Below are 22,240 nucleotides of genomic sequence, written 5' to 3'. Positions count from 1 at the left end.
CGCTTGATCATAACTGACAGGACAATGAAACGTTCCCGCCATTTTAATGAGCTTATCAACCATAATTGTCCAAGCAGCATTATTGATCTTCTGCAATTGTTAAAATAATGGTGAGCGTAACCCCCAGAACGGTAAGGTAGACACCAAGGTCAAATAACATGGCAGTTGCCAGTTCCAGTTCCCCTAAAATCGGGAATTGAAAATGACCAAATGTTTGCGATAAAAATGGCTGTTTAAACAGAAATGAACCAATACCTGTTCCGGTAGCAACCAACAGCCCAATCGGCACCATTGTGCGATAATTTATCGGCAAAATTTTTTCCAATACACCTACACCATAAGCCATGTACATAAGTACTATAGCAGCTGATGTCATCAAACCGCCGATAAAACCGCCACCTGGTGAATTATGACCAGCAAAAAGCAAATAAATTGAAAATCCTAGTAAAATAAAGGCAATCAACGATGTCGTTGTTCGCAGGATAAGATCGTTCGGTCTGTACATGTTACATGAAACCCCTTTTCCATAATGGTACCACTCTAGTGACAGTCTATTACAAAACGATTAAAATTCCAATTGATAACATATTAAAACCCGGTGAAACCAAACAGACTTGCCAAAAATGAGGTCAGATCCGCCATCCAGTTAAAGTATAACGCAACGCCCATGAAAATCATAATATAGCCGCCTATTTTGACAATCATGGAGCTGTGGCGCTTGATCCACGCCATTTTTCCAATAAAAAATGACAAGACGAGAAACGGGATTGAAAACCCGAGTATATAACTGATCATCATAATCATGCCAATATCAGGATTCGTTGCCGCCAGCGAAATGACGATCACCAAAATGGGGCCCATACAAGGCGTCCATCCCAGCGAGAATGCCAGACCAATGAGAAAGGAGCCGACAAAGCCCGCCGGACGGTTTTTAAAGGTAATCTTCCGGTCTTTCATGAGAAATTCAAAATTAAACACCCCGACAATCACCAGTCCGAAAAACACAATCAAAATAGCCCCAATTTGCCTGATGATGTCCCGGTTTGTTTCAAGGAATTCGGCAATGAAGGACGAACCAAATCCGAGCATTATAAAGACGAGCGAAAAGCCGAGCAGGAAGAAAACTGTGTGCAATAAACTTTTCCTAGTCAGCATTTTATTTTCGTTTTTTAATTCATTAACACTCATCCCGGTAATATATGAAAGAAATGCCGGATATAATGGTAATACACAGGGCGAGATAAACGAAAGGAATCCCGCTCCGAACGCAATGAAGACATTAATTTCCTCTGACATGATAACCCTCCTACACGATACCTTACCCGCATTTTACCAGAAAAAATACAGAACACGCTTCTGCTTTATGACAATAATCCAACAGTGAGGCTCACCCGGATTCCCGGTTGTAACGTGTACGGTCAATCATGCGAATGGGGTTGCAAAGGAAAACCCCTGCTGAACCGTCAAAAAGCAGGGGGGTGTTGTGACATCGTTTCACCTTTTATGATTGACTTCCATTATTTTCCTTGTTGTTGGTTATTCATCTGGCGCATCATCTGATTAATTTTTTTCTGTGATGGTTTTTGTCCCATCTGCATCATAAGTGTACGCAGCATTTGTTCATTGATCGGCGGGTTTTTCTTTAAGTAATTCATCATATATTTTCTAGCTATAAAAAATCCGAGTGCCACTCCGGCAATTAACGCCAGAATGGCAATTAACACAACCCAAATGACGTCCATTAAAGCTTTCCTCCTTCATGTTGTCTCTCATACAGTATAGTAAATCAAAGATGAGAATACAATACTTGTTCATGCTTGTCCATATTCCTTTCAAGGGTAACCGGCGCAATCCAGCCAAAATCATATGGGTGAGCACCAACTACGAAAAAATATGGATGAATGGACCGTAAAGCAGGAAAAAGTAAATCTTCGGCATCATAAATGATGTTACCACGAAAGTTTATACGTTTTTGCTCGATATGTAAAGAAATACAGCGCTTTTCCTGATAAATTTTGATCGAATTCCCTTCTGTTATAAGGTTGGCATGAGACGGATGGGATTGCATTATGTTGGATATGAGCATGTCTTCCGGGATATCTAGGGTAATATAATGGAACTGCCTGGCAATAATTTCCCGGCTCTGGTGCTGTTCATAACTTTTCAAAAATCGGTATAACACGTCACTTCGATAATAAAAGAAGCGGGCAAATTCTTCTTTTACCCAGTAAATAGTGTAATGATTCAACAAAACCCCTCCTCTTTTATTGCCTATTATACCGATTTTTATTCCAAAGTTTGTCACACACCGAAGCAAAGATGGACTAATTTTGTCGAAGCAACAGAAAAGGTGACTTTGCGAGAAAGTCACCTTTTCATGGCCATTTATTTTAATAACGCTTCAACACGTTTAACGACGTTGTCAACATTAAAGCCATATTCTTCAACAACTTTATCACCTTTGGCAGATGCACCAAATTGCTCAATTCCCAGAATGTCACCTTCGTTACCTGTATACCTATCCCAGCCAAACGGGGAGGCCATTTCAATAGCAAGTCGTTTCGTGACATCCGGCGGCAGCACCTGATCCTGATAGGCCTTGTCCTGTTCGTTAAACTTGTCCCAGGAAGGCATACTGATTACATTAACATGGATACCTTTTTCATGAAGTGCTTCTTGTGCTTTGACAGCCAGTTGAACTTCCGATCCTGTTGCCAGCAAAAGTGCATCCGGTGCTGCTTTGGCTGCCCGGCTAACAACATAGGCACCTTTTTTGACGCCTTCATATGCGTTGTCCTTTGTCCCTTCCAATACCGGAAGCCCTTGCCTGGTTAATACGAGCGCTGTCGGTTTATCCCGGGATTCCAAAGCCAATCGCCATGCGGCTTGTACTTCATTGCCATCTGCCGGCCTGATGAGTGATAGACCGGGCATCGCTCTGAGTGATGGCAGCTGCTCGATTGGTTCATGTGTCGGACCATCTTCCCCGACCGCAATGGAATCATGTGTAAATACGTACGTCACCGGGTTATTCATGATAGCTGATAGCCGTAATGCCGGACGTAAATAATCACTGAAGACAAAGAAAGTGCCTGCATATGGTTTGATCCCGCCATGCAAAGCCATACCATTTACTGCAGCGGCCATGGCAAATTCACGGACACCGAACCAGATATTTTTTCCTGCGTAATTGTTGCGGGAGAAGTCTTCCTTATCTTTAATGGTTGTTTTATTGGAACCTGCTAGATCGGCACTTCCCCCAAACAAGTATGGTACAGCCCTGGATACTTCATTCAGCATATCTCCTGAGGATGCACGAGTTGCTTTCGCATCATCCTGCGGGTCATATACGGGGAGGTTTTTGTCCCAGTTCTCCGGCAATTCACCTTTGATAGCTCGCTCCAATTCATTACCCGCTTCCGGATATTTTTCTTTATAAGATGTGAATAAATCATTCCAGTTTTGCTCCGCTTTTTCTCCATCATTTTTAATTTTTGCCCGGAAATCAGCATAGACCTCTTCCGGTACGTGAAAGTCATCATGGGTCCAGGCATAATGCTCTTTTGTCAATTTAACTTCTTCTTCGCCCAGCGGTGCACCGTGAGAAGCGGCTGTTGCAGATTTATTTGGTGACCCATACCCGATAACGGTTTTCACTTCAATCAAGGTAGGCTGGTCACGATTGTCTTTTGCTTTTTTAATGGCTGCCCGGATTTCATTCAAATCATTACCATCTTCAACACGTATGACCTCCCAGCCATAGGCCTTAAAACGCTCCTCAGTATTATCAGAAAAGGCACGATTCAACTCCCCATCGAGTGAAATATCATTGGAGTCATATAAGGCGATAAGTTTGCCCAGTTTCAGGTGACCAGCAAGTGAGGCTGCTTCATGGGATATGCCTTCCATCAGATCTCCGTCACTTACAAGGGCGTACGTATAATGATCGATGATGGAAATATCCTCTTTATTATACGTTGCCGCAAGATGGGCTTCAGCCATCGCCATCCCCACTGACATGGCAAGCCCCTGTCCAAGCGGTCCTGTCGTCGCTTCGACACCGTCCGTATGATGCACTTCCGGATGACCTGGTGTGCGTGAACCCCATTGCCGGAAAGACTTCAAATCGTCAATCGTGACATCATACCCTGACAGATGCAAGAGGCCATATAAGAGCATCGATCCATGGCCAGCCGACAATACAAAACGATCCCGGTTAAACCAATTGGAATGACTCGGGTTATGTGTCATAAAGTCCGTCCAGAGTGTATAGGCCATCGGCGCGGCACCCATTGGGAGACCGGGGTGTCCGGAATTTGCATGTTCAACTGCGTCAATAGCCAATGTTCTGATTGTATTAATCGATAACTGTTCAACTGATTCTGACAAAGCCAATACCCCTTCCTTTGTTAGCATTCATATCCTATCTAATTCTATAATGAAAACGCAGATGGAACAAGCTATAACATGCCTGTCTAGCGTTTTTTATTTTTATTCTGTAAATCTCGTACCTTTTGCGGTGTGACATCATTTCCGGCGGGATCCCTTACCGTCATTGACTTAAACTGATTTTTAAAGGATTTGCGTACATTTTGCAAATATTCTTCGCGCAATTCTTGTTGTTCCGCTTTCTCCTCCTCGGTTAACCCTTCCTTTTTTGATTTGTGTGCCAATTGATTTATGCGATTAAGTTTTTCGTTTGATATCATTGATGGACCTCCTGAAAACATTGGAAAAACCGGCAAATTCCGCGTTTGCAGTTTTTCTTGTCTTTTAATTAGCGGATTTTATTCTAGCTTAACGTAATAAAAAGACACGAACAACATACGTGTTCCTGTCTTTTAATATTACATGGCCACAGACGTATATTCAAGTATTGAGGTATTCCCGGTATCTGCGGTGGACCGTGGCCTTTGAAACCGGGTAGCCCAGCCCATTAAGCGTATCGGCAATTTCCCGGAACGTCATATTATTTTGCCGCAACCGGACAACTTCTTCAACCGGAAAGGATTTACGGTCTTTTCCGGGTGCCTGATGTCGATTCGACAAGTTCCGTCCTGGTTGAAACCCGTTATCAACCGCCCGTTTCATTCCCCGCTTGATTTTGGCATTATGGATCTGCCGCTGATATTCTTCTACAATACTGACAATCTTAAGCACCATTGAGTCTGATTCAGACAGTTCCAGTTCACCACTCTGCAGTGCTGTATAAATATGGACATCCAATTTTTGCAATTGATGAAACAGAGCAATTTTGGTATTGCCGCGGCCCAGTCTCGTTTCATCCTGAATTAGTAAACAGTCTGCCTGTTTCCCGGAAAAGTAATCCAGCATGTGAAAAATACCATCCCGATCGATGTCATAACCGCTTGCCTGTTCCTCAATATAATCGACGATGGTAAACCCGCCATTTTCGGCAAGTTTCATCAGTTCTTCTTTTTGTCGCTGTAATGATGTTTCCTGTGTCTTTTTGTCTGTACTCACTCTGCAATAAATAATAGCTCTCAAGCTAAAGTCTCCTTACATTATGCACTTGTTACCATCGAAATATATAAAAATATCAGTGCTGAAGCAAAAGCCACTAGGTAAAATAGGTCTGTTTTCGTTAGTTTATCGAACATATGACCAGCCCCCCCATTCGCAAGAACCTTTGTTCGCTCATCTATCTATAATTATAAACGAACACGCGATCTTGTCAACCATTTTTTCGAACGAATGTTTGTTTATTTGGCACGTACATGATATACTAGCTTTAATAAATTGTATGTGCGAGGTGTTTAATAAATGACAAAACTTTCAAAACGACAGGAAGCCATACTCGACTATATTAAGGAACAAGTCATCGAGAAAGGGTATCCGCCGTCAGTCCGCGAAATTGCCGAGGCCGTGGGTCTTGCCTCCAGCTCAACTGTGCACGGACACTTGGCAAGATTGGAAAGTAAAGGGTTTATCAGACGTGACCCGACGAAACCGAGAGCAATTGAGGTATTGAATCAATCTGAAGAAAGTCATATACCACGGGAAGAACCGCGGTATGCGCCGCTCATTGGAAAGGTCACAGCCGGACTGCCGATCACTGCAGTGGAAAACATCGAAGAATTTGTACCGTTACCAGGCTCTGTTACCGGGACCGAGGAGAATCTGTTCGTACTGGTCATTGAAGGCGAAAGTATGATTGAGGCAGGTATACTGGATGGAGACATGGTCATTGTTAAACAGCAAAACACAGCGCAAAATGGTGATATTGTTGTGGGCATGACGGATGAAGATGAAGCGACTGTCAAACGATTCTTTAAGGAAAAGGACCATATCCGCCTGCAGCCGGAGAATGCAACCATGGAACCGCTCGTTTATCAGAACGTGACGATTCTTGGTAAAGTGATTGGATTGTATCGTCATATTGATTAAAAAACAAGGCTTTCGTCATTATTGGTATGACGAAAGCCGTATTTCTGCTTAGTAACTTGTAAATCTGTTCGTGCTTCCATGGGTGTATGGTTGATTGATCAATATTTAAACGATCATAATCCTCTTCCGTAACTTTTGTCGCCAAACTAGGGTTTTAAATTAAATGATTTCATTTGAGTTAGTGTTTGTTATATCCTTTATCTTTAACAAATTGTGTAATGTCCATCCTGACTTCTTCACAGTACTTACGGATCATTTGTTCCGTCCATGTATTTGTTCTTGTATTTGTTGAACGTTTTTGATAATAGGATCTAATTTGTTGATCAAATTCCGATATTAATCGCTTAATCTGTTCCAAATTATGGTCATATTTATTTTCATGATAAACAACATCTAGTGGTAAACGGGGTTTTTGTTCTGGTTTTTGATCAGGGTACCCAACAGCTAGACCGAATAAGGGGATAACGTACTGAGGTAATTGCAAGATTTCGTCTACACGTTTGATGTCATTTCGTATGCTTCCGATAAAACAAACCCCTAATCCTATTGATTCGGCGGCTATTGCTGCGTTTTGCGCTGCGAGAGCTGTATCCACTGTTGCAACAATAAATTGCTCTGTATTTTCCATATTTACTTGCATTTTTTCCTGAACTGTTTTGGAAGCTTGGTTATAAACACGATGCAAGTCAGCGCAAAATATGAAAAAGTGTCCATTGTCTTTTACATAGGTTTGTCCAGTTATAGTGGCTAATTTCTCTTTTGTTTCTTCATCGTCTATTCCGATAATCGTATATGCCATCATATAATTTGATGTGGAAGCTTTCTGCGCCCCTCTGACAATGGTGTATATTTGTTCGGTCGTTAATTTTTCTTTCGTGAATTTACGGATTGATCGATGATTGAAAATAGTTTGTAATGTGTTATTCATTGAAAAGCTCCTTTTCGTGATTGTGCATTATTAGGGAAAAAACCACTAAGTATAAGGGAAATTATAATGAATATATTACATTCAGGACATTTGTCCTCAAATTATGATGGATTATGGAGTTTTAGAATCTCAATGTAATGGTCAATGACTTTTTTGCTACGTTCGGTTAAATATAGCCCCCTTAATCGCGGGCCATGCTTAGCATTAGAGGAGTATCCTGAATTCCAGATTCATAATAAGACCTTAGAATTAAACAGTTCTAAGGTCTTTTTTAAATGTACTTATAAATGCCGGTAAGTGCGAATATTTTTATCAACTATAAGTAATGCCTTCATCTCTATTACAATAAATTAACATATTCGAAATCCATACAATGCAAGGAACTTACAAAATAGTGTTTATAGTGCTTCATTCTAGTTTTGTGCGCTGTTCAATGTATGTACAATCTATGCATTTGTTCAATTGTAATTTCATAATTGAAGTAAGGGGTGCATCATGACGGCACTAGTTGTTATCTACAAAAAATCAATGATATTATAGATTGTAAGCTCCGTCTATATTACATGAAAAAGTGAATCATAAATGCTGCAGAAATAAAATACATAATTGGATGGATTTCATTAAACTTTCCAGTACCCATTTTCAATAATGTATACGAAACAAAACCAAATGCAAGACCTTCGGCAATACTGTAAGTCAACGGCATCATAATAATGGTTAACATAACAGGTATTACTGTTGTAAAATCACTAAAATCAATATTTTTAATTTCTGGTAGCATGAATGCTCCAACAAGGATTAACGCTGGTGCAACAGCTTCTGTAGGTACAATCTCAACCAGTGGTCCAATAAACAATGTACAAGCAAATAGAATTGCTACAACAAGCGCTTTTAATCCTGTTCTCCCACCTTCAGCGATACCAGTGGAGTTCTCGGCATATGCATTTAAGGCTGTCCCACCCATCGTTGAACTTAAAATGGTACCGGCAGCATCAGCTTGTAGCGCACGATCAATTCCATCAATCTTGCCATCTTTTTTAACAAGTCCAGCCTTTTTAGCAAATCCAATAAGTGTACCAGTGTTATCAAATAGCTCAACAAGTGTAAACGAAAGAATGATTGAGATAACGCCATATCCAATAGCCCCGCTAATGTCTAAGGCAAATAATGTTTCACCTAAACTCGGCACATTTATGGAAAATATATCACCAATACCACCTGGTGTTTCCGTATACCCTACAATCATAGAAAGTGCTGTTGTTGAAAGAATCGCGATTAATAAACCACCTTTAACATTTTTTGCAGATAAAATCCCCGCAAGAATCAGACCAAATAAGGCAAGTAATGGACCAGTAGCGGCTACATCTCCTACTCCAACAATATTGGATTCATCGGCAACAACAAGTCCGGCATTTTGAAATCCTAAAAAACTAATAAAGAGTCCGATACCAACCGTTATGGCCGACTTCATTGAATCCGGTATACCATATATAATCATTGTTCGTATACCTGTAATGGTAAGAATTAAAAATACGATACCTGATATAAACACGGCACCTAAACCGGCTTGCCAAGTTAATCCTTCACCAATTACAACAGTGTATGTAAAAAACGCAACCAAACCCATTCCTGGGGCAGTAGCAGCTGGAAAATTTGACCATAACGCAAACAGGATTGTAGTAAATACAGTAACAAAAATTGTTGCAGCAAGTGTAGCCTCATGTGGCATTCCTGCATCACCCAGCATGGTTGGAATTACGAAGATGATATAACTCATAGAAATAAAAGTCGTCAAACCTGCAATGAGTTCAGTTCTTACGTTTGTTCCACGTTCAGTTAGTTTAAAAAATCTGTCTAAACCCGATGATTTCAGTGGTTCAGGATTCTTATCATGTTCAATTTCTTGTCCAAGATTCGACATATTATATTCCCCCTAAAAAAATAGAATTAATTTCTATTGCATCCTGGATAAATGAAATAGAAGTAAAACTAAGATACGTAAGGCCTTACTTTACCTGCATACCACCCTTTTCAATCTTTCATTTGTTAAAGTAAATAATCATGGTAATTTTCTGATATTTGTTGCCATTTAATTCGTATAAATACCGATAAATTTCTCTGTTTGGTAAGCAGTGTAAATCGCTCTACTATATTATTAGGACCAATGACATATTGATTTATCCTATATTGGTACCAAATACCTGTAAATACCTGCTCTATTAAAATAAAAAACCACAGCAACCTAACTAAAGTGGAAGGTTACTGCGGTTCAATACTTTTCCAATAAATAGAAAACACATGACACCGCTTTCAAATTGATTGAAAATAATAGCTTTCAAATGCTTTTATTTCCATAATTGAATAAGTTGTTTATTCAATTAACACTTTAAACCTTTCGCCCTCTTTTGTCAAGTAGAAATTTTCGGAACTTAGTGGATATGATATTGCCTAGTTTTTTAAAATATATCCTGAATTATTCATAAATTAAAGCTTAGCTTGGAATCATACCTTAACTTTTTTTTGCTTTCTTTCTGGGATTGAAAGGTCTGTCATGTTGGAAATATTGAAGGAAGAACCTCCTACGAGATCAGCTACCTTTATTATAACGTATTGTCCGGTTTAGTTGGCGATCGTCTTAGACCTTTTGGGTGAGAATCTTCCAACTGTGATCTCCCCAATAAACTATAAACCGGCTAAGCTTTCGCCTGAAGAGGTTCCCATTAAACATCGGATTGATGAGATATACACAATCATCCATTTTATGTTTCACGCAAGATTGCTGAAACCGTACGTACGGTGGTGTGAGAGGATAGGGACTAATCACCCATTCCAAATCGATTTCATTTACTTATAGCTACTTTATTAATTGGTTCAATAAAAATATCCATAATTCCGCCACAGATGCCCCCGTCCTCATAAAATAATCCCTCTGTTAAGTCTACTTGATGCTGAGAAGGAATGCCTTTTTCAATTACTGAAAAAGACTTTTCAATTACTTCACCCTCACCACAACCGCCACCAATGGTACCAAAGATTTTGCCATCTGGATAGATGATCATCTTTGCACCCGTTCTTCTCGGTGTCGATCCTTTCGTCCTAATAATTGTGGCAACAGCGGCACTATGACCTTCCTGATGAAGAGTCATTACTTTTTTGTAAAAGTCTATGGAATTCATTCTTTAACTCTCCTCTCCCTGAATTTTAATTGTGAATAGCTGGGGATCTTTTCTTTTAAGGAATGACCACTCGTTGCATTTTTTATTTTTAAAATTTCTGCCATAATACTAACTCCAATTTCAGTGGGTGTCTGTGCACCAATATCCAAACCTACGGGGGAATATATATTTAAAAAATTATGATCTGAAAATTCACTTTTTAGTTGTTCAAATACACCAGATATTCTTCGCCTACTGCCAATCATACCGATGTAAGCGGTACGTTCTTCGAGACTCATATTTTCTTCCCGTTTTAATAATTCTTGTAAGCTAACAACATCAAATTTATGTCCCCTCGTTAAAAGTAGTATATATGTTTGTGGGGTAATACGGACATTTCTGAAAAAATCAATATATGATGTGCATACAGCATCATCTACGTAGGGAAATCGTTCACGATTGGCGAACTCTTTTCGATCATCGATGACGGTAACGTAAAAACCGAGCATCTTTCCAATTTCAGCAACTGGCTCTGATACATGCCCAGCCCCAGCCACAATCAAATGTGGGGGAACTGGGAATATTTCAACATAACATTCAATTTGTATATTATCATATGTTATTTGAATAGTTTTTGGTTTATTTTGCTTTATTAATGGTAAGCAGTTTTCAACTATTTCCGCCTGTAACTCCTTTGAGAACGCCTGATCATCAAATATTTTTCCATCTCGTTTTAGAATACAGTTTGTGCCAACAATAGATATATCAGGATGGTTTGTTATCGTAATTAGAGCAACATCTTCATGCTTACTAACAGATTCAGAAAGCTCTTCAAACAATTGATGGCTCATCAATTAGTATCACCTCGAAGCTAGCGTCTGTTTTTTAGTTTCTTGAATGGCCTTATGGATACGTTCTGGTGTAGCTGGTAAATGATTAATTCTTACGCCAACTGCATCATAAATTGCAGACATAATTGCTGGGATTATTGGAATCATTACCACTTCAGCAATTCCTTTCGCTCCAAATGGACCAGATTCTTCATTCGATTCAACTGGTATCGTTTCAATAATAGGCGTTTCTCTAATAGTAGGAATAATATAATCTGTAAAGTTTTTCGTTTTATGATAACCTCCTTCAATTAGGACATCCTCATATAAAGTATAACCTATCCCCATAACAGCTCCGCCTTCGGTCTGCCCTTCCAGCCCTTGTGGGTTTAAAACCTTTCCAGTATCCGGGATAGAGACAACCTTTAGCACATCCGTTTGTCCCGTTAACGTATCAACCTCTACCATAACAACATGTGTCATATAGCCGTACAAATGATGTGGCGCCCCTCCAGAACTTTTGAGTTCTTCTTTTTCTTTTGGTAAATAAAAGTGTCCTTCTACACGTTTTGTTTCGTGTTTGTCATGAAGGAATGCATAAATTTGTTGGTACGTAACAAACTTAGAATCATCACCAGCGACAATCAATTTATTGTCTGCAAGTTCGATATCTTCCCTTGGTACATTTAGTAGTTCAGCAGCAGCCTCTGATAATAAGCTGATCATATTTGGAGCAGCCGTTGCTATTGCGCGTCCACCAGTATATGTCGATCGTGAAGCTGAGATAGTACCACTATCAAGCGTTTCCTTTGTATCACCTTGAATAACTACGATATTATCAACATTGCATTTTAAACATTCAGCCGCTACTTGTGCGTACACAGTCCCATTTCCAGTTCCTATTTCTTCAATTGCAACCCCAACTTTAAAACGTCCATCTTCAAGCAATTCAATAGAGGCTGCACCATAGTCAGGTGAACCGATACCCATACCAACACCATGAAATGATGTTGCAACAGCAACACCGCGTTTTTTCCATGGCTCACTGACTTGGGTTTTATAAAGATCCCTATATACCCATAAGTCACATTCTTCTGCCTTCTCAAGAGTTTCGGTTGTTCCGACACTTGATTGAACAACATGACCTAAACTTGATATGTCACCTTGGTGATACGCATTCTTCATTCTTATTTCAATTGGATTAAGTCCCGTTTTTTCAGCCAACATATCAATATGTGTTTCAATGCCGACACATACTTGGTTTACACCAAATCCACGAAATGCCCCCGCAATTCCATTATTTGTATAAACACAAAAACCTTCCATATCAACATTTGGTATTGAATACGGTCCTGACGCATGTTCAATTGCCAGTGAAATAACGGCCCCACCAAGGGATGCGTATGCACCAGTATCTGCAACTGCACGAACTTTGTTGGCAACAAGGGTACCATCCCGTTTTGCCCCTGTTTTAACTGTTACCTTGAAAGGGTGACGCTTGATACCAGCAATCACAGATTCTTCACGGCTCAAATGGATTTTAACTGGTCTACCATTTGTGTTCATCGCTAAAAGTGCAAGGTATATTTGTACGGTAATTTCATCTTTGCCGCCAAACCCTCCTCCATTTGGGCTAGAATAAACATGAATACGCTCGGGATTTAATGCAAGCGCTCTAGCGATTTGTAATTTATCTCTATGTCCATATTGGGCTGGACACTCGATTCTTAGTGATCCATCAGGTTCGAGCATCCCCCAGCCACCTTCTGTTTCGATAAAGGCGTGCATTTGTCTGGGGGAATAGTACGTATTTTCAAAAATATAGTCAGCTTCTTCAAAACCTTTTTCCAAATCTCCATTTTTAATGGTTACATGACTATGAATGTTTCCATCTGGGTGAAGCTCTGATGCCCCCTGAATCATAGCTTTTTCAGCATCTGTAACTGGCTCAAGAGGTTCATAGTCTACCTCAATCAAATCTTTGGCCTCTTCTGCATCTTCAAGCGTTTCCGCAGCAACCAGTGCGACCGCGTCAGCCGTACATCTTACAATATTTTCACACAACACAGGTTGATCAGGCGTTACAATACCAAACCCATTAAATCCAGGAATATCTTTATGGGTTAAAACACAAACAACCCCAGGGTGCTGCTCTGCTTTTGATGTATTAATTGACTTAATTTTGGCAAATGGATATTTAGAGTGCAGCACCTTACCCCATACCATGTTTGGGTAAGTGTAATCTGTTTTATATTTCTGTTCTCCTGTCACTTTTTCAGGACCATCAATTCTTTTTACTGATTTACCAACCCATTTTAACTTCTCTTCATTAACACGTTTTTGAATGTCTGTTTCCAGTTTACTCATCTTTCATCCCACCTTTTAAGTAAACGGTATAAACCACGTTCTAATAAAGCACTGGCCATACTTCGTCTATATTTGGCACTGGCTCTGCCATCTGAAATTGGCATAACCTCTTTCCAAGCTGCACCCGCAATATCCTGGATTACATCGTGATCAAGTGGCCCCAGCGTAAGCATATTTTCACATTTCTTTGATCGGATAATTGTTGGTGCAACAGAACCAAATGCAATTTTTCCACCAAGACACTCCCTGGGTTTGCTGCCCATTTTTAAAGAGATTGCCACATTAACGATTGCAATGGACTGTGCCTTACGAGGACCTAACTTTTCAAAAATTCCTATTTCATTTTTATCTTGGGGGTGTATAACAATATTTGTAATCATCTCCCCATGTTTTTGAACAGTTTTCCCTGGTCCAGTGAAAAATTCATTAATCGGCACTATACGCTTTTCATTTAGTGAAGTTAGCTCAATTTCTGCCTCTAATACAAATAGAGCTGGAATCGTATCGCCCGCTGGTGAAGCAGTTCCGATGTTTCCCCCAAGTGTACCCATGTTTTGCAACTGGATTGCACCGACTTCTCTAGCGGTTGCTGCTAGTACATCCGCTTTTTCTTGAAGTAATTCCGAGTGAACAATGTCAGTATGTGTCGTCAAAGGCCCAATATGGATCCCATCGTCTTCTTCACGTATATACCGTAATGATTTCATTTGTTTTATACTAATCCATGTATCAGGACGCCCCACGTCATCTTTCATACCGACAACAGCGTCTGTTCCTCCCGCTATAAGACGGGAACTTTTATCCTTGTCAGAAAGAAAATATAAACATTCTTCTACAGATGTTGGTGAAATCAAATCAATATCTGAAACTCTCAATTGTAAGCCCCCCTTGTAAATTTTATAAATGACATCCTTCCCTATTATCATTCCTACGTACCGTGCTGCATGTAATCATTAAGTTTGTTGAAATTGTATAAAATCGTTGGATCATTAACCTTTAAATACGCAATACGTTTATGATATTTTTGGATAACGTGTCGTAGTCCTTTTGTGTTTTCATTGACAGCAAGTAAGTCATTTCTGATGGTTCCATTAAATAGTATTGGGTGACCACGCTTCTCATGATAAACGGGGATTACTGCCACATCTTGGGTTATATTTAAATGTTTCATTAACTTCTGTAATGTGTTGCTTGGCACAGGTTGATCAACGGCAGAAACAAAAATCCCTTTAGCATTATGTTTTATATGGGATGCCCCTTTTCGAATAGATGAGCTTTTTCCTTCGCTGTAGTTTTCGTTAATGACTGTTTTTACATCAAAAGGCGATACAATTCTTTGTAACAGTTGTGCTCGATAACCAAGTACAACGATAATTTCATTTACACCAGCTTTTCTCATCTGTTCAATTTGATATTGGATCAAAGGTATTCCCTGCCATGGAAGTAGTGCTTTTAATTTTCCCATTCGACTGGAGAAACCAGCTGCCAGCAAAATTGTCGAAATTTCGCTATTTATCAATTAGTTGCTCCTTCAGGTGATAGTTGTCTTTTGGCTGCCGTTTGAACAGCTTTAATAATCTTCGTATAACCTGTGCAACGACAAAGATTTCCACCGAGTGCAGTCATTATTTCATCAACCGTAGGAACATGATCAATATCGTTTAAAAATGATCTAGCTGTTACAATAAAACCGGGTGTACAATAACCGCATTGCGTTGCACCTTCATCAGAAAATGCTTGTTGTACAACATCCATATTATCCGTTAATCCTATACCTTCGATCGTGGTAACGGTTTCATTTTCTACTTGTCCTACTAGGATGAGACATGAACAAACGGATTCGCCATCAATGAGTACGGTACACGAACCGCATTCACCTTTTCCGCAGCATTCCTTACTACCTGTTAAATTAAACTCATCACGTAGCACGTCTAATAACGTCTTTGATGGCGGACTAGTAACAAAAACTTCTTCTCCATTAACGATAAAGCGGGTTGTTTTCAAAATATCAACCTCCATACAATTTTTTTGTACAGAAGCCATTTTCGGTTTTTGATGAAATAAAATGTGATATTTGGGGTAACAGGGAAGAGCCACTAAATAGTTATAACAAGGAAGGTTACAAATATAAAAAAGCTACAAAAAGGGGCCTTCAAGTGAGAAAGCGCCTTTTCGTAGCTAAGGTTTACGGTTCCCTGTAGATACCCCCAAACTAACTATTGGGATTATACGAAAATGGCTTTTATACAAACATTTGTAAAATTATTGTATTTGCAATTATATCTATATTATTACTTTATGTCAATAATTAATTTTCAAATATATTTAAAAATTACGTATCATGACATTACTATCTGTGTAATAATTTCTTCATTGTATTTTTTACGGTGATCATCCAATCCGTTCGTCCGGCAGGCGACTTGTTTTTACGCATTCATTCTTTGTAACAAACCTGACAGACACTTTCAATAAAATTACTATCTATCATGTAAATACAATTGTCTTATTTCCGTGAACAAGCACCTTGTTTTCAGCATGCCATGATACGGCTTTGGCAAGAACTTGTTTTTCAACATGACGTCCTGCAATTTTTAAATCTTCTGCCGTATAACGATGACTAACCCGTTGAACATCTTGCTCGATAATTGGACCCTCATCAAGATCATCGGTTACATAATGAGCGGTTGCGCCAATTAATTTTACTCCGCGATTAAAAGCTCTAGCATATGGATTAGCTCCTATAAAGGCTGGTAAGAACGAATGATGAATATTAATAATTTGATTCGAAAATTTGGATACAAAATCAGGTGAAAGAATTTGCATATACCTTGCCAGGGCGATAAAGTCAACTTTTCCTTTTAACAGTTCCAACTGTTTTTCTTCAGCTTCTGCTTTCGTATGACTGGACAAGGGAATATGATAATAAGGAATACCATGTCCTTCAACTTCTTCTTTTAAGTCGGGGTGGTTACTAATTACCATGGGAATATCCACTGGAATTTCACCAGATTTCCATCGCCAAATCAGCTCCTTCAAACAATGACCTTCCTTTGAAACAAAAATGGCCATTCGTTTCTTTTTTTTCTTGCTGGTCAGTTGCCAATCCATAGAATAATCTCGAGCCATTGTATGCAAATTATCTTCAAGTTTTCCATAAGAAGAGTCAAAATCTTTTAGATCAAATTCAATCCGCATAAAAAACATTCCTGCATGTGGATCTGTTGTATGCTGATCAAATTGGATAATATTAGCATTATGTTCTACTAAAAAATTAGATACTGTCGATATAATGCCAGGCTTTTCTGGGCAAGAAATTAATAATTCTGCGTGATTTATATTTTCTTTTTCTTGTTGCACTGCTTTTCCCTCCATCCTTTACATTTAAACATTTTAAAATAAAATTTAAAGCTACTTTTTGAATTTTATACTTAATCGTATATCATTAAATTTAAGTTCAATGGTGTCATGTTTAAATTTAACTAAACATTCTGAAATTATGCATGAATCTCATTACCGTCTACCGCTAAGGCTGCTTCCCCAATTGCTTCAGCTAAAGTTGGGTGCGGATGAATTGTACCCGCAATATCCATGGATGTTGAATTCAATACTAACGCTAAACCAGCTTCAGTAATCATGTCAGTGACATTTGGCCCAACCATGTGTACTCCTAATAGTTTTTTTGACTTTTCTTCAACAACGAATTTAACAAAACCATTTGAATCTCCGAATACCAGCGCTTTTCCAACTGCACGAAATGCAAATTTGCCTAGTTTTACTTGGTAACCTTTAGATTTTGCTTCCTCTTCTGTTAAACCTACACTTGCCACCTCAGGACTACTATAAACACATTTTGAGACACGAGTTGGGTCAAGTGGAGACGGATTTTTACCTGCCATATGTTCAATGGCAATGATTCCTTCGTGAGAGGCGACATGAGCAAGCTGTAAGCCACCAATAACATCACCAATAGCATAAATAGTTGAATCATTTGTTTGGTAATATTCATTAGTTTGAATTGTATTTCGGTTCACATTAATAGTCGTTTGATCAAGACCAATGTCCGCTATATTCGGGTGACGACCCACAGAGACTAATAGTTTGTCTGCGGAAAATGATTTTTCCTTCCCCTTATGTTCCGTTTTAATGGAAACACCATTATCCCTTTCCAATGTTTCTGGAAGAACTTTAGCCCCTGTTACGATTTTCACCCCTTTTTTCTTCATTAAACGTTGAACTTCTCTTGAAATATCCTTATCTTCCGTCGGTAAAATGCGTTCTGCATATTCTAGTAGAGTAACCTTTAATCCAAAATCGACAAGCATCGATGCCCATTCTATTCCGATCACACCACCACCAACAATCATAATAGACTCAGGCAATTGGTCCATTTGTAATGCCTCATCTGATGTCATTACATGGGTTCCATCCACTTCAAGGCCAGGAAGCGTACTTGGACGGGATCCTGTAGCAATTAGAATATGACAGGCATGTAGCGTAATGGTCTCTTCTTCGTTCTTCATAGTCACCAAGACATTGCTTGAATCAGATATTTTTCCTTTCCCTTCATAAACATCAATTTTTCCTTTTTTCATTAGATGTTGAACGCCTTTATATAATTGATTTGTAATACCCTCTTTTCTCTCCTGTACTTTAGAAAAGTCAAGTTCTACTTTAGGCGCAACAACACCAAACGCCATTCCATTTTTTGTATTGGTATATACCTCTGCACTCCTTAATAATGCCTTACTGGGAATACAGCCTGCATGGAGGCAGGTTCCTCCCAATTTTTCTTTTTCAACAACGGCAGCTTTTAATCCTAATTGAGATGCACGTATGGCGGCAACATAACCACCTGTTCCGCCACCGATAATGGCAACATCGTATTCCTTTGTCATTTTAAATCACTCCTCTTGTCTTACATAAACAAGCCATTAATAGTTGGCAAACTACCCAATCCTTTTTTATCCAAAAAGGGAATTTAACTGTTAAAATTTGATGTATTCCCATTTCTCCTATCTAATTTTCCATTGCTAATGAGCAAAATTTTTAACATTTCTAAGCATAAAAGTGCACACAAAAAAGGACAGAAAAAGGTGATATTCCCTTCCCTGTCCTTTCACCTGAGAGTTTAGCTCTATTATTGATAGACCTTCCCCTTTGGTGGCGTTCAAAAACGCACTCTCCAGAGACGCGTCCTATTGTGGTTCTTCTACCTGAGAGATTGGTTCCAAGGGTCTTTTTGGAACTTGCTCCTTCGGTGGCTTTTAACCAGCACTCTCCCACAATTGTCATCCGCTTTTTCTTTATAGTATTCTAAATATTGATTATTGTCAATTTAAAATTTTAAGCCTTTATAAGTGAAGGTACACGTTTTACTAATCGTTCAATCGATTTATTCGACTCGTGAAGAACAACATCTTTATCGACTGTTTTTACATTTCCATTTTCCATAACCACTTTACCATTAATTATTGTTGCATCTACATCAGCTCTTGTTGCTGAGTAGACAATTCTTGAAATCGGATCAACTTCGGCAGAAGGGAATGTATGGAACTTATTCAAATCCAAAATTGCAATATCTGCCTTTTTTCCAACTTCAATACTTCCGATTTGATCTTCAAGACCAACTGCTTCAGCTCCTCCTATGGTAGCCATTTTGAAAACGGTCTTTGCATTCATCATGGTAGGTCCATGAAGTGGTTTTTGAATAATGCTTGACAAACGCATCTCGTTAAACATATCAAGATTATTATTACACGGAGCACCATCTGCTCCAAGGCTAAGATGTGCGTCAAGTTCTAACATGTCAGGCATCTCAGCAATACCCGAAGCTAATTTCAAGTTAGAACCAGGGCAGTGACTCATTTTTATCCCACGTTCCTTAATAATACGTTTTTCTTCAGGATCAAGCCATACACAGTGAGCCAAAATAAGATTTTCATCAGCCAACCCAATATGGTCCAGATAAACAACATTCCGCATACCTCTTTGCTGTTCAACAATTTCAATTTCTCCTTTGTTTTCAGAGGCATGTGAGTGAATCTTAACGTTATATTGTTTAGATAAATCGCGGACTTCTGTTAATAGCTCTTCTGTACATGAAACGACAAAGCGTGGACAAAATGCATACTGAAGTCTTCCATTATCATAATTATTCCATTTTTCCAGGAGGTCAACACTTTGCTGGATAGACTTTGTTGTATCCTCTAAAAGGGGTTCAGGTAAATCATCCCCCAAATCCATCATAACTTTTCCACCAAGGACACGTATACCACTTTCAGCCATTGCCTGAAAAGCTTCGTTTGTATGATTAACCGTTTCCATATCAACAATTGTTGTCGTTCCGCTTTGAATTAATTCACCCAGCCCCAGCATAGCCGAATAGTAACTTGACTCCGCATCATGTGAAGCTTCAAGTGGCCATATTTTTTTCTGCAACCAATCCATTAATTCCAAATCATCTGCTTGTCCACGAAACAATGCCTGACAAAGATGGATATGTGTTTGGATAAAACCAGGGATAACGGTTTTATGTCTCGCATCTATAACCTTATCTGCTTCATTTCCAAGGTCACCGCCAACCTTAATAATTATATCGTCTTCAATATACAAATCTCCATAAATAATTTCTTCCTGTGGGTTCATTGTAATGATTTGTGCGTTTTTGATTAAGATACTTGACATGATATCACTCCTTTAAAATCAAAACCCCGGGAGCTGAAGTCTATACTATTGTAAAATTGGGAACTTTAAGTGTATACTTCAACCTTTATCTCTATGAACAATAATCGATTACTAGTTTCTTATAAAAGTCGATAGAACGTAAATATGCATTTATATGTACATATTCATTTGGTTGATGTGCAAGTTTTTCATCACCTGGTCCATAAATTAGCGTAGGTATTTTACTTTTTGGGTTTAAAACTGCACCATCTGTATAATATGATACACCATGTATAGAATCATGGTTCGAAATATCTAATGCTGTTTTAATTATTTTACTCGATCTATCTGTTAGGATAGATGGGCGGTCTAATAAAATATTCATATTATATTCCGGGGCATCATTACTAGAAAATATCTCATTCAATTTTTCTTTTAATTCACTATATAATTGATCATGTGATTGAGGCGGTACAGATCTAATGTCTATATTTATACTACAGTGATCTGGTATGACATTTGTTTGTACACCTCCATTTATTTTTGTCATTGCGGCACTGCTCTCTCCCAAAGGAGTCGCGGATATTTTCCATTTTGATTTAAGAGATTCAATTATTTCCATAACTTTCTGTATCCATTCAACTGCATTAATTCCTCTGTCTGGCATTGCTCCATGGGCTGTTTTACCGACTATATTAATTTCTACCCAAAAAGCTCCTTTATGTCCAACGACCACTTTTTCATCGGTAGGTTCCCCAATAACGAGTGCTTCAACACCATCCAAATTTTGCTCCTGTAAATATTGACGAGCCCCACAACTGTCCACTTCTTCTCCCGCAGTCGCTAAGAAAACAACATCCTTAGCTAGTGGCTTGCCTTCTTTAATTAATGATTCAACGGCAAGAAACATGGCGGATAGACCACTTTTCATGTCGGATGCTCCCCGGCCATAAAGCTTATCACCATCAATTTCACCTGAAAACGGTGAGTATTTCCAAGACTGTTTGCCAGGGAGGACTGTGTCCATATGACCGCAAAGGATTAGCTTTCCAGACCCCCGACCTTTTAATTGAATTTCAAAATTGTTTCGGTTTGGCTGTACTTCTGATATTTTATAAGGAATACCAGTAGATTCACATCTTTCTGCCATTAGTTTAGCAACATCGTATTCATTCCCCGGCGGATTGGAGCTGTTAACTTGGATCATTTCCTGCAAAAAGCGAACAGCTTCCATTTATTTCGCCTCCACAATCTGCATTTTCAATGACGTCACGTTCCATCCATTAACAGGGGCCATATCTTGGGAACAGGTTGAACATGCAATAACAACTTCTTCCAAAGCCTTTAATCGAATGTAATCACCTGGTTTAGACAAAGGCTCTTTGATCTCGTAATCGAGTTCCTCATTTAAAGCATTATTCATAAACAAGTTAATAGGATCTGGCACTGGTTCATTTCCCAATCCATACTCTTTCAAAGCATTATTTAAATTATCATGACAGTTTGGGTGATCTTCCTTTCCAAAGTCCACCTTATAACGGTAATAGTCACACGCAGGGAAAAAGAAGTCATGTTTTCCTACCGTATCTTCTGCGAACGTCATCAATGAACGCCGTTTATTGCTATATAGTGGATCGCCTATTTTCAACCGAATACTACTTAGGGAAGCCCTCATATGGACAGGAGAAACAAACTCTTTAGGATCATGTCTGTTAAAGCAAACAAAATCACCGACTTGTTTACCATCAACATCAATAATGATTAACTCTTCACCTGGTTTAAGCAAAGCACTTCTACCTTCATATGGCGGTATTATTATCTCTTCTTTGATTTTTTCTTGTGCTGAATATACCATATTATCCACCTCTTATCATTAAAGTATCCAAGTC

21 protein-coding genes and 3 riboswitches are annotated in these 22,240 nt (G+C 38.9%); of the genes, 1 reads left to right on the top strand and 20 read right to left on the bottom strand.

The window, feature by feature from the left end; all coding sequences use genetic code 11:
* Positions 1-79: 79 nt before the first annotated feature.
* From ACFQ4A_RS02065 to ACFQ4A_RS02035, 7 genes are all read right to left on the bottom strand, one after another.
* Entirely contained in the window at positions 80-505 is a 426-nt protein-coding gene (locus ACFQ4A_RS02065) for a Na(+)/H(+) antiporter subunit B (protein WP_382397171.1), read from the bottom strand.
* Between the two features lie 83 nt (positions 506-588).
* On the bottom strand, positions 589-1,296 hold the full coding sequence (locus ACFQ4A_RS02060; RefSeq protein WP_382397170.1) for a cytochrome c biogenesis CcdA family protein: 708 nt from the start codon (positions 1,294-1,296) through the stop codon (positions 589-591).
* 221 nt (positions 1,297-1,517) lie between these two features.
* Positions 1,518-1,742 (bottom strand): YneF family protein, encoded by a 225-nt coding sequence (locus ACFQ4A_RS02055; RefSeq protein ID WP_090232820.1) that lies wholly within the window; start codon positions 1,740-1,742, stop codon positions 1,518-1,520.
* A gap of 44 nt (positions 1,743-1,786) precedes the next feature.
* Positions 1,787-2,248: a sporulation inhibitor of replication protein SirA gene (gene sirA / locus ACFQ4A_RS02050; RefSeq protein ID WP_382397169.1), complete on the bottom strand. Its 462-nt coding sequence runs from the start codon at positions 2,246-2,248 to the stop codon at positions 1,787-1,789.
* Positions 2,249-2,385: 137 nt separating this feature from the next.
* Positions 2,386-4,389 carry a transketolase gene (gene tkt, locus ACFQ4A_RS02045; RefSeq protein ID WP_382397168.1) on the bottom strand — a complete coding sequence of 668 codons (2,004 nt, stop codon included), beginning with the start codon at positions 4,387-4,389 and terminating at the stop codon, positions 2,386-2,388.
* An 86-nt stretch (positions 4,390-4,475) separates the two neighbouring features.
* A complete protein-coding gene (locus ACFQ4A_RS02040) occupies positions 4,476-4,709 on the bottom strand; it encodes a DUF896 domain-containing protein (RefSeq protein WP_382397167.1) in 234 nt (77 codons plus the stop codon).
* A 160-nt stretch (positions 4,710-4,869) separates the two neighbouring features.
* Entirely contained in the window at positions 4,870-5,508 is a 639-nt protein-coding gene (locus ACFQ4A_RS02035) for a YneB family resolvase-like protein (protein WP_382397166.1), read from the bottom strand.
* 276 nt (positions 5,509-5,784) lie between these two features.
* On the opposite strand from ACFQ4A_RS02035, the gene lexA reads away from it, so the two are divergent.
* Positions 5,785-6,408 carry a transcriptional repressor LexA gene (lexA, locus tag ACFQ4A_RS02030; RefSeq protein WP_382397165.1) on the top strand — a complete coding sequence of 208 codons (624 nt, stop codon included), beginning with the start codon at positions 5,785-5,787 and terminating at the stop codon, positions 6,406-6,408.
* 178 nt (positions 6,409-6,586) lie between these two features.
* Here lexA and nfsA read toward each other — a convergent pair whose 3' ends face one another.
* The 13 genes from nfsA to ACFQ4A_RS01965 all read right to left on the bottom strand — a co-directional run bounded on the left by nfsA (position 6,587) and on the right by ACFQ4A_RS01965 (position 22,206).
* A complete protein-coding gene (gene nfsA / locus ACFQ4A_RS02025; RefSeq protein WP_382397164.1) occupies positions 6,587-7,336 on the bottom strand; it encodes an oxygen-insensitive NADPH nitroreductase in 750 nt (249 codons plus the stop codon).
* Between the two features lie 559 nt (positions 7,337-7,895).
* Positions 7,896-9,257, bottom strand: a complete 1,362-nt coding sequence (locus ACFQ4A_RS02020; RefSeq protein ID WP_382397163.1) for an NCS2 family permease — start codon at positions 9,255-9,257, stop codon at positions 7,896-7,898.
* A 919-nt stretch (positions 9,258-10,176) separates the two neighbouring features.
* A complete protein-coding gene (locus tag ACFQ4A_RS02015) occupies positions 10,177-10,512 on the bottom strand; it encodes an XdhC family protein (RefSeq protein WP_382397162.1) in 336 nt (111 codons plus the stop codon).
* The gene (locus tag ACFQ4A_RS02010; RefSeq protein ID WP_382397161.1) at positions 10,509-11,342 is read right to left on the bottom strand and encodes an XdhC family protein; all 834 of its coding nucleotides are present in this window, start codon (positions 11,340-11,342) and stop codon (positions 10,509-10,511) included. Before ACFQ4A_RS02010 ends, ACFQ4A_RS02015 begins: the two co-directional genes overlap by 4 nt.
* A 9-nt stretch (positions 11,343-11,351) precedes the next feature.
* Entirely contained in the window at positions 11,352-13,688 is a 2,337-nt protein-coding gene (locus tag ACFQ4A_RS02005) for a xanthine dehydrogenase family protein molybdopterin-binding subunit (protein WP_382397160.1), read from the bottom strand.
* Positions 13,685-14,563 (bottom strand): FAD binding domain-containing protein, encoded by an 879-nt coding sequence (locus ACFQ4A_RS02000; RefSeq protein ID WP_382397159.1) that lies wholly within the window; start codon positions 14,561-14,563, stop codon positions 13,685-13,687. Before ACFQ4A_RS02000 ends, ACFQ4A_RS02005 begins: the two co-directional genes overlap by 4 nt.
* Before the next feature lie 53 nt (positions 14,564-14,616).
* Positions 14,617-15,207 carry a nucleotidyltransferase family protein gene (locus ACFQ4A_RS01995; protein ID WP_382397158.1) on the bottom strand — a complete coding sequence of 197 codons (591 nt, stop codon included), beginning with the start codon at positions 15,205-15,207 and terminating at the stop codon, positions 14,617-14,619.
* Positions 15,204-15,692, bottom strand: coding sequence for a (2Fe-2S)-binding protein (locus ACFQ4A_RS01990; RefSeq protein WP_382397157.1), 489 nt, complete (start codon positions 15,690-15,692; stop codon positions 15,204-15,206). The genes ACFQ4A_RS01995 and ACFQ4A_RS01990 overlap by 4 nt, the downstream gene beginning before the upstream one ends.
* Before the next feature lie 151 nt (positions 15,693-15,843).
* A riboswitch (purine riboswitch) is annotated at positions 15,844-15,941 on the bottom strand.
* A gap of 231 nt (positions 15,942-16,172) precedes the next feature.
* Positions 16,173-17,060, bottom strand: coding sequence for a formyltetrahydrofolate deformylase (gene purU, locus ACFQ4A_RS01985; protein ID WP_382397156.1), 888 nt, complete (start codon positions 17,058-17,060; stop codon positions 16,173-16,175).
* Between the two features lie 122 nt (positions 17,061-17,182).
* On the bottom strand, positions 17,183-18,583 hold the full coding sequence (gene lpdA / locus ACFQ4A_RS01980) for a dihydrolipoyl dehydrogenase (RefSeq protein ID WP_382397155.1): 1,401 nt from the start codon (positions 18,581-18,583) through the stop codon (positions 17,183-17,185).
* Between the two features lie 204 nt (positions 18,584-18,787).
* Positions 18,788-18,879, bottom strand: a riboswitch (glycine riboswitch).
* Positions 18,880-18,980: riboswitch (glycine riboswitch) on the bottom strand.
* A gap of 51 nt (positions 18,981-19,031) precedes the next feature.
* Positions 19,032-20,372: a 5'-deoxyadenosine deaminase gene (locus ACFQ4A_RS01975; RefSeq protein ID WP_382397154.1), complete on the bottom strand. Its 1,341-nt coding sequence runs from the start codon at positions 20,370-20,372 to the stop codon at positions 19,032-19,034.
* Positions 20,373-20,463: 91 nt separating this feature from the next.
* A complete protein-coding gene (locus ACFQ4A_RS01970; RefSeq protein WP_382397153.1) occupies positions 20,464-21,585 on the bottom strand; it encodes a M20 family metallopeptidase in 1,122 nt (373 codons plus the stop codon).
* Positions 21,586-22,206, bottom strand: a complete 621-nt coding sequence (locus ACFQ4A_RS01965) for a DUF1989 domain-containing protein (protein WP_382397152.1) — start codon at positions 22,204-22,206, stop codon at positions 21,586-21,588.
* Between the last annotated feature and the right edge of the window lie 34 nt (positions 22,207-22,240).

It is taken from the genome of Lentibacillus salinarum, assembly GCF_042679865.1.
GTDB lineage: Bacteria > Bacillota > Bacilli > Bacillales > Amphibacillaceae > Lentibacillus > Lentibacillus salinarum.
Note: the sequence above shows the minus strand (reverse complement) of the source record. Positions and strands in the feature narration are given on the sequence as shown.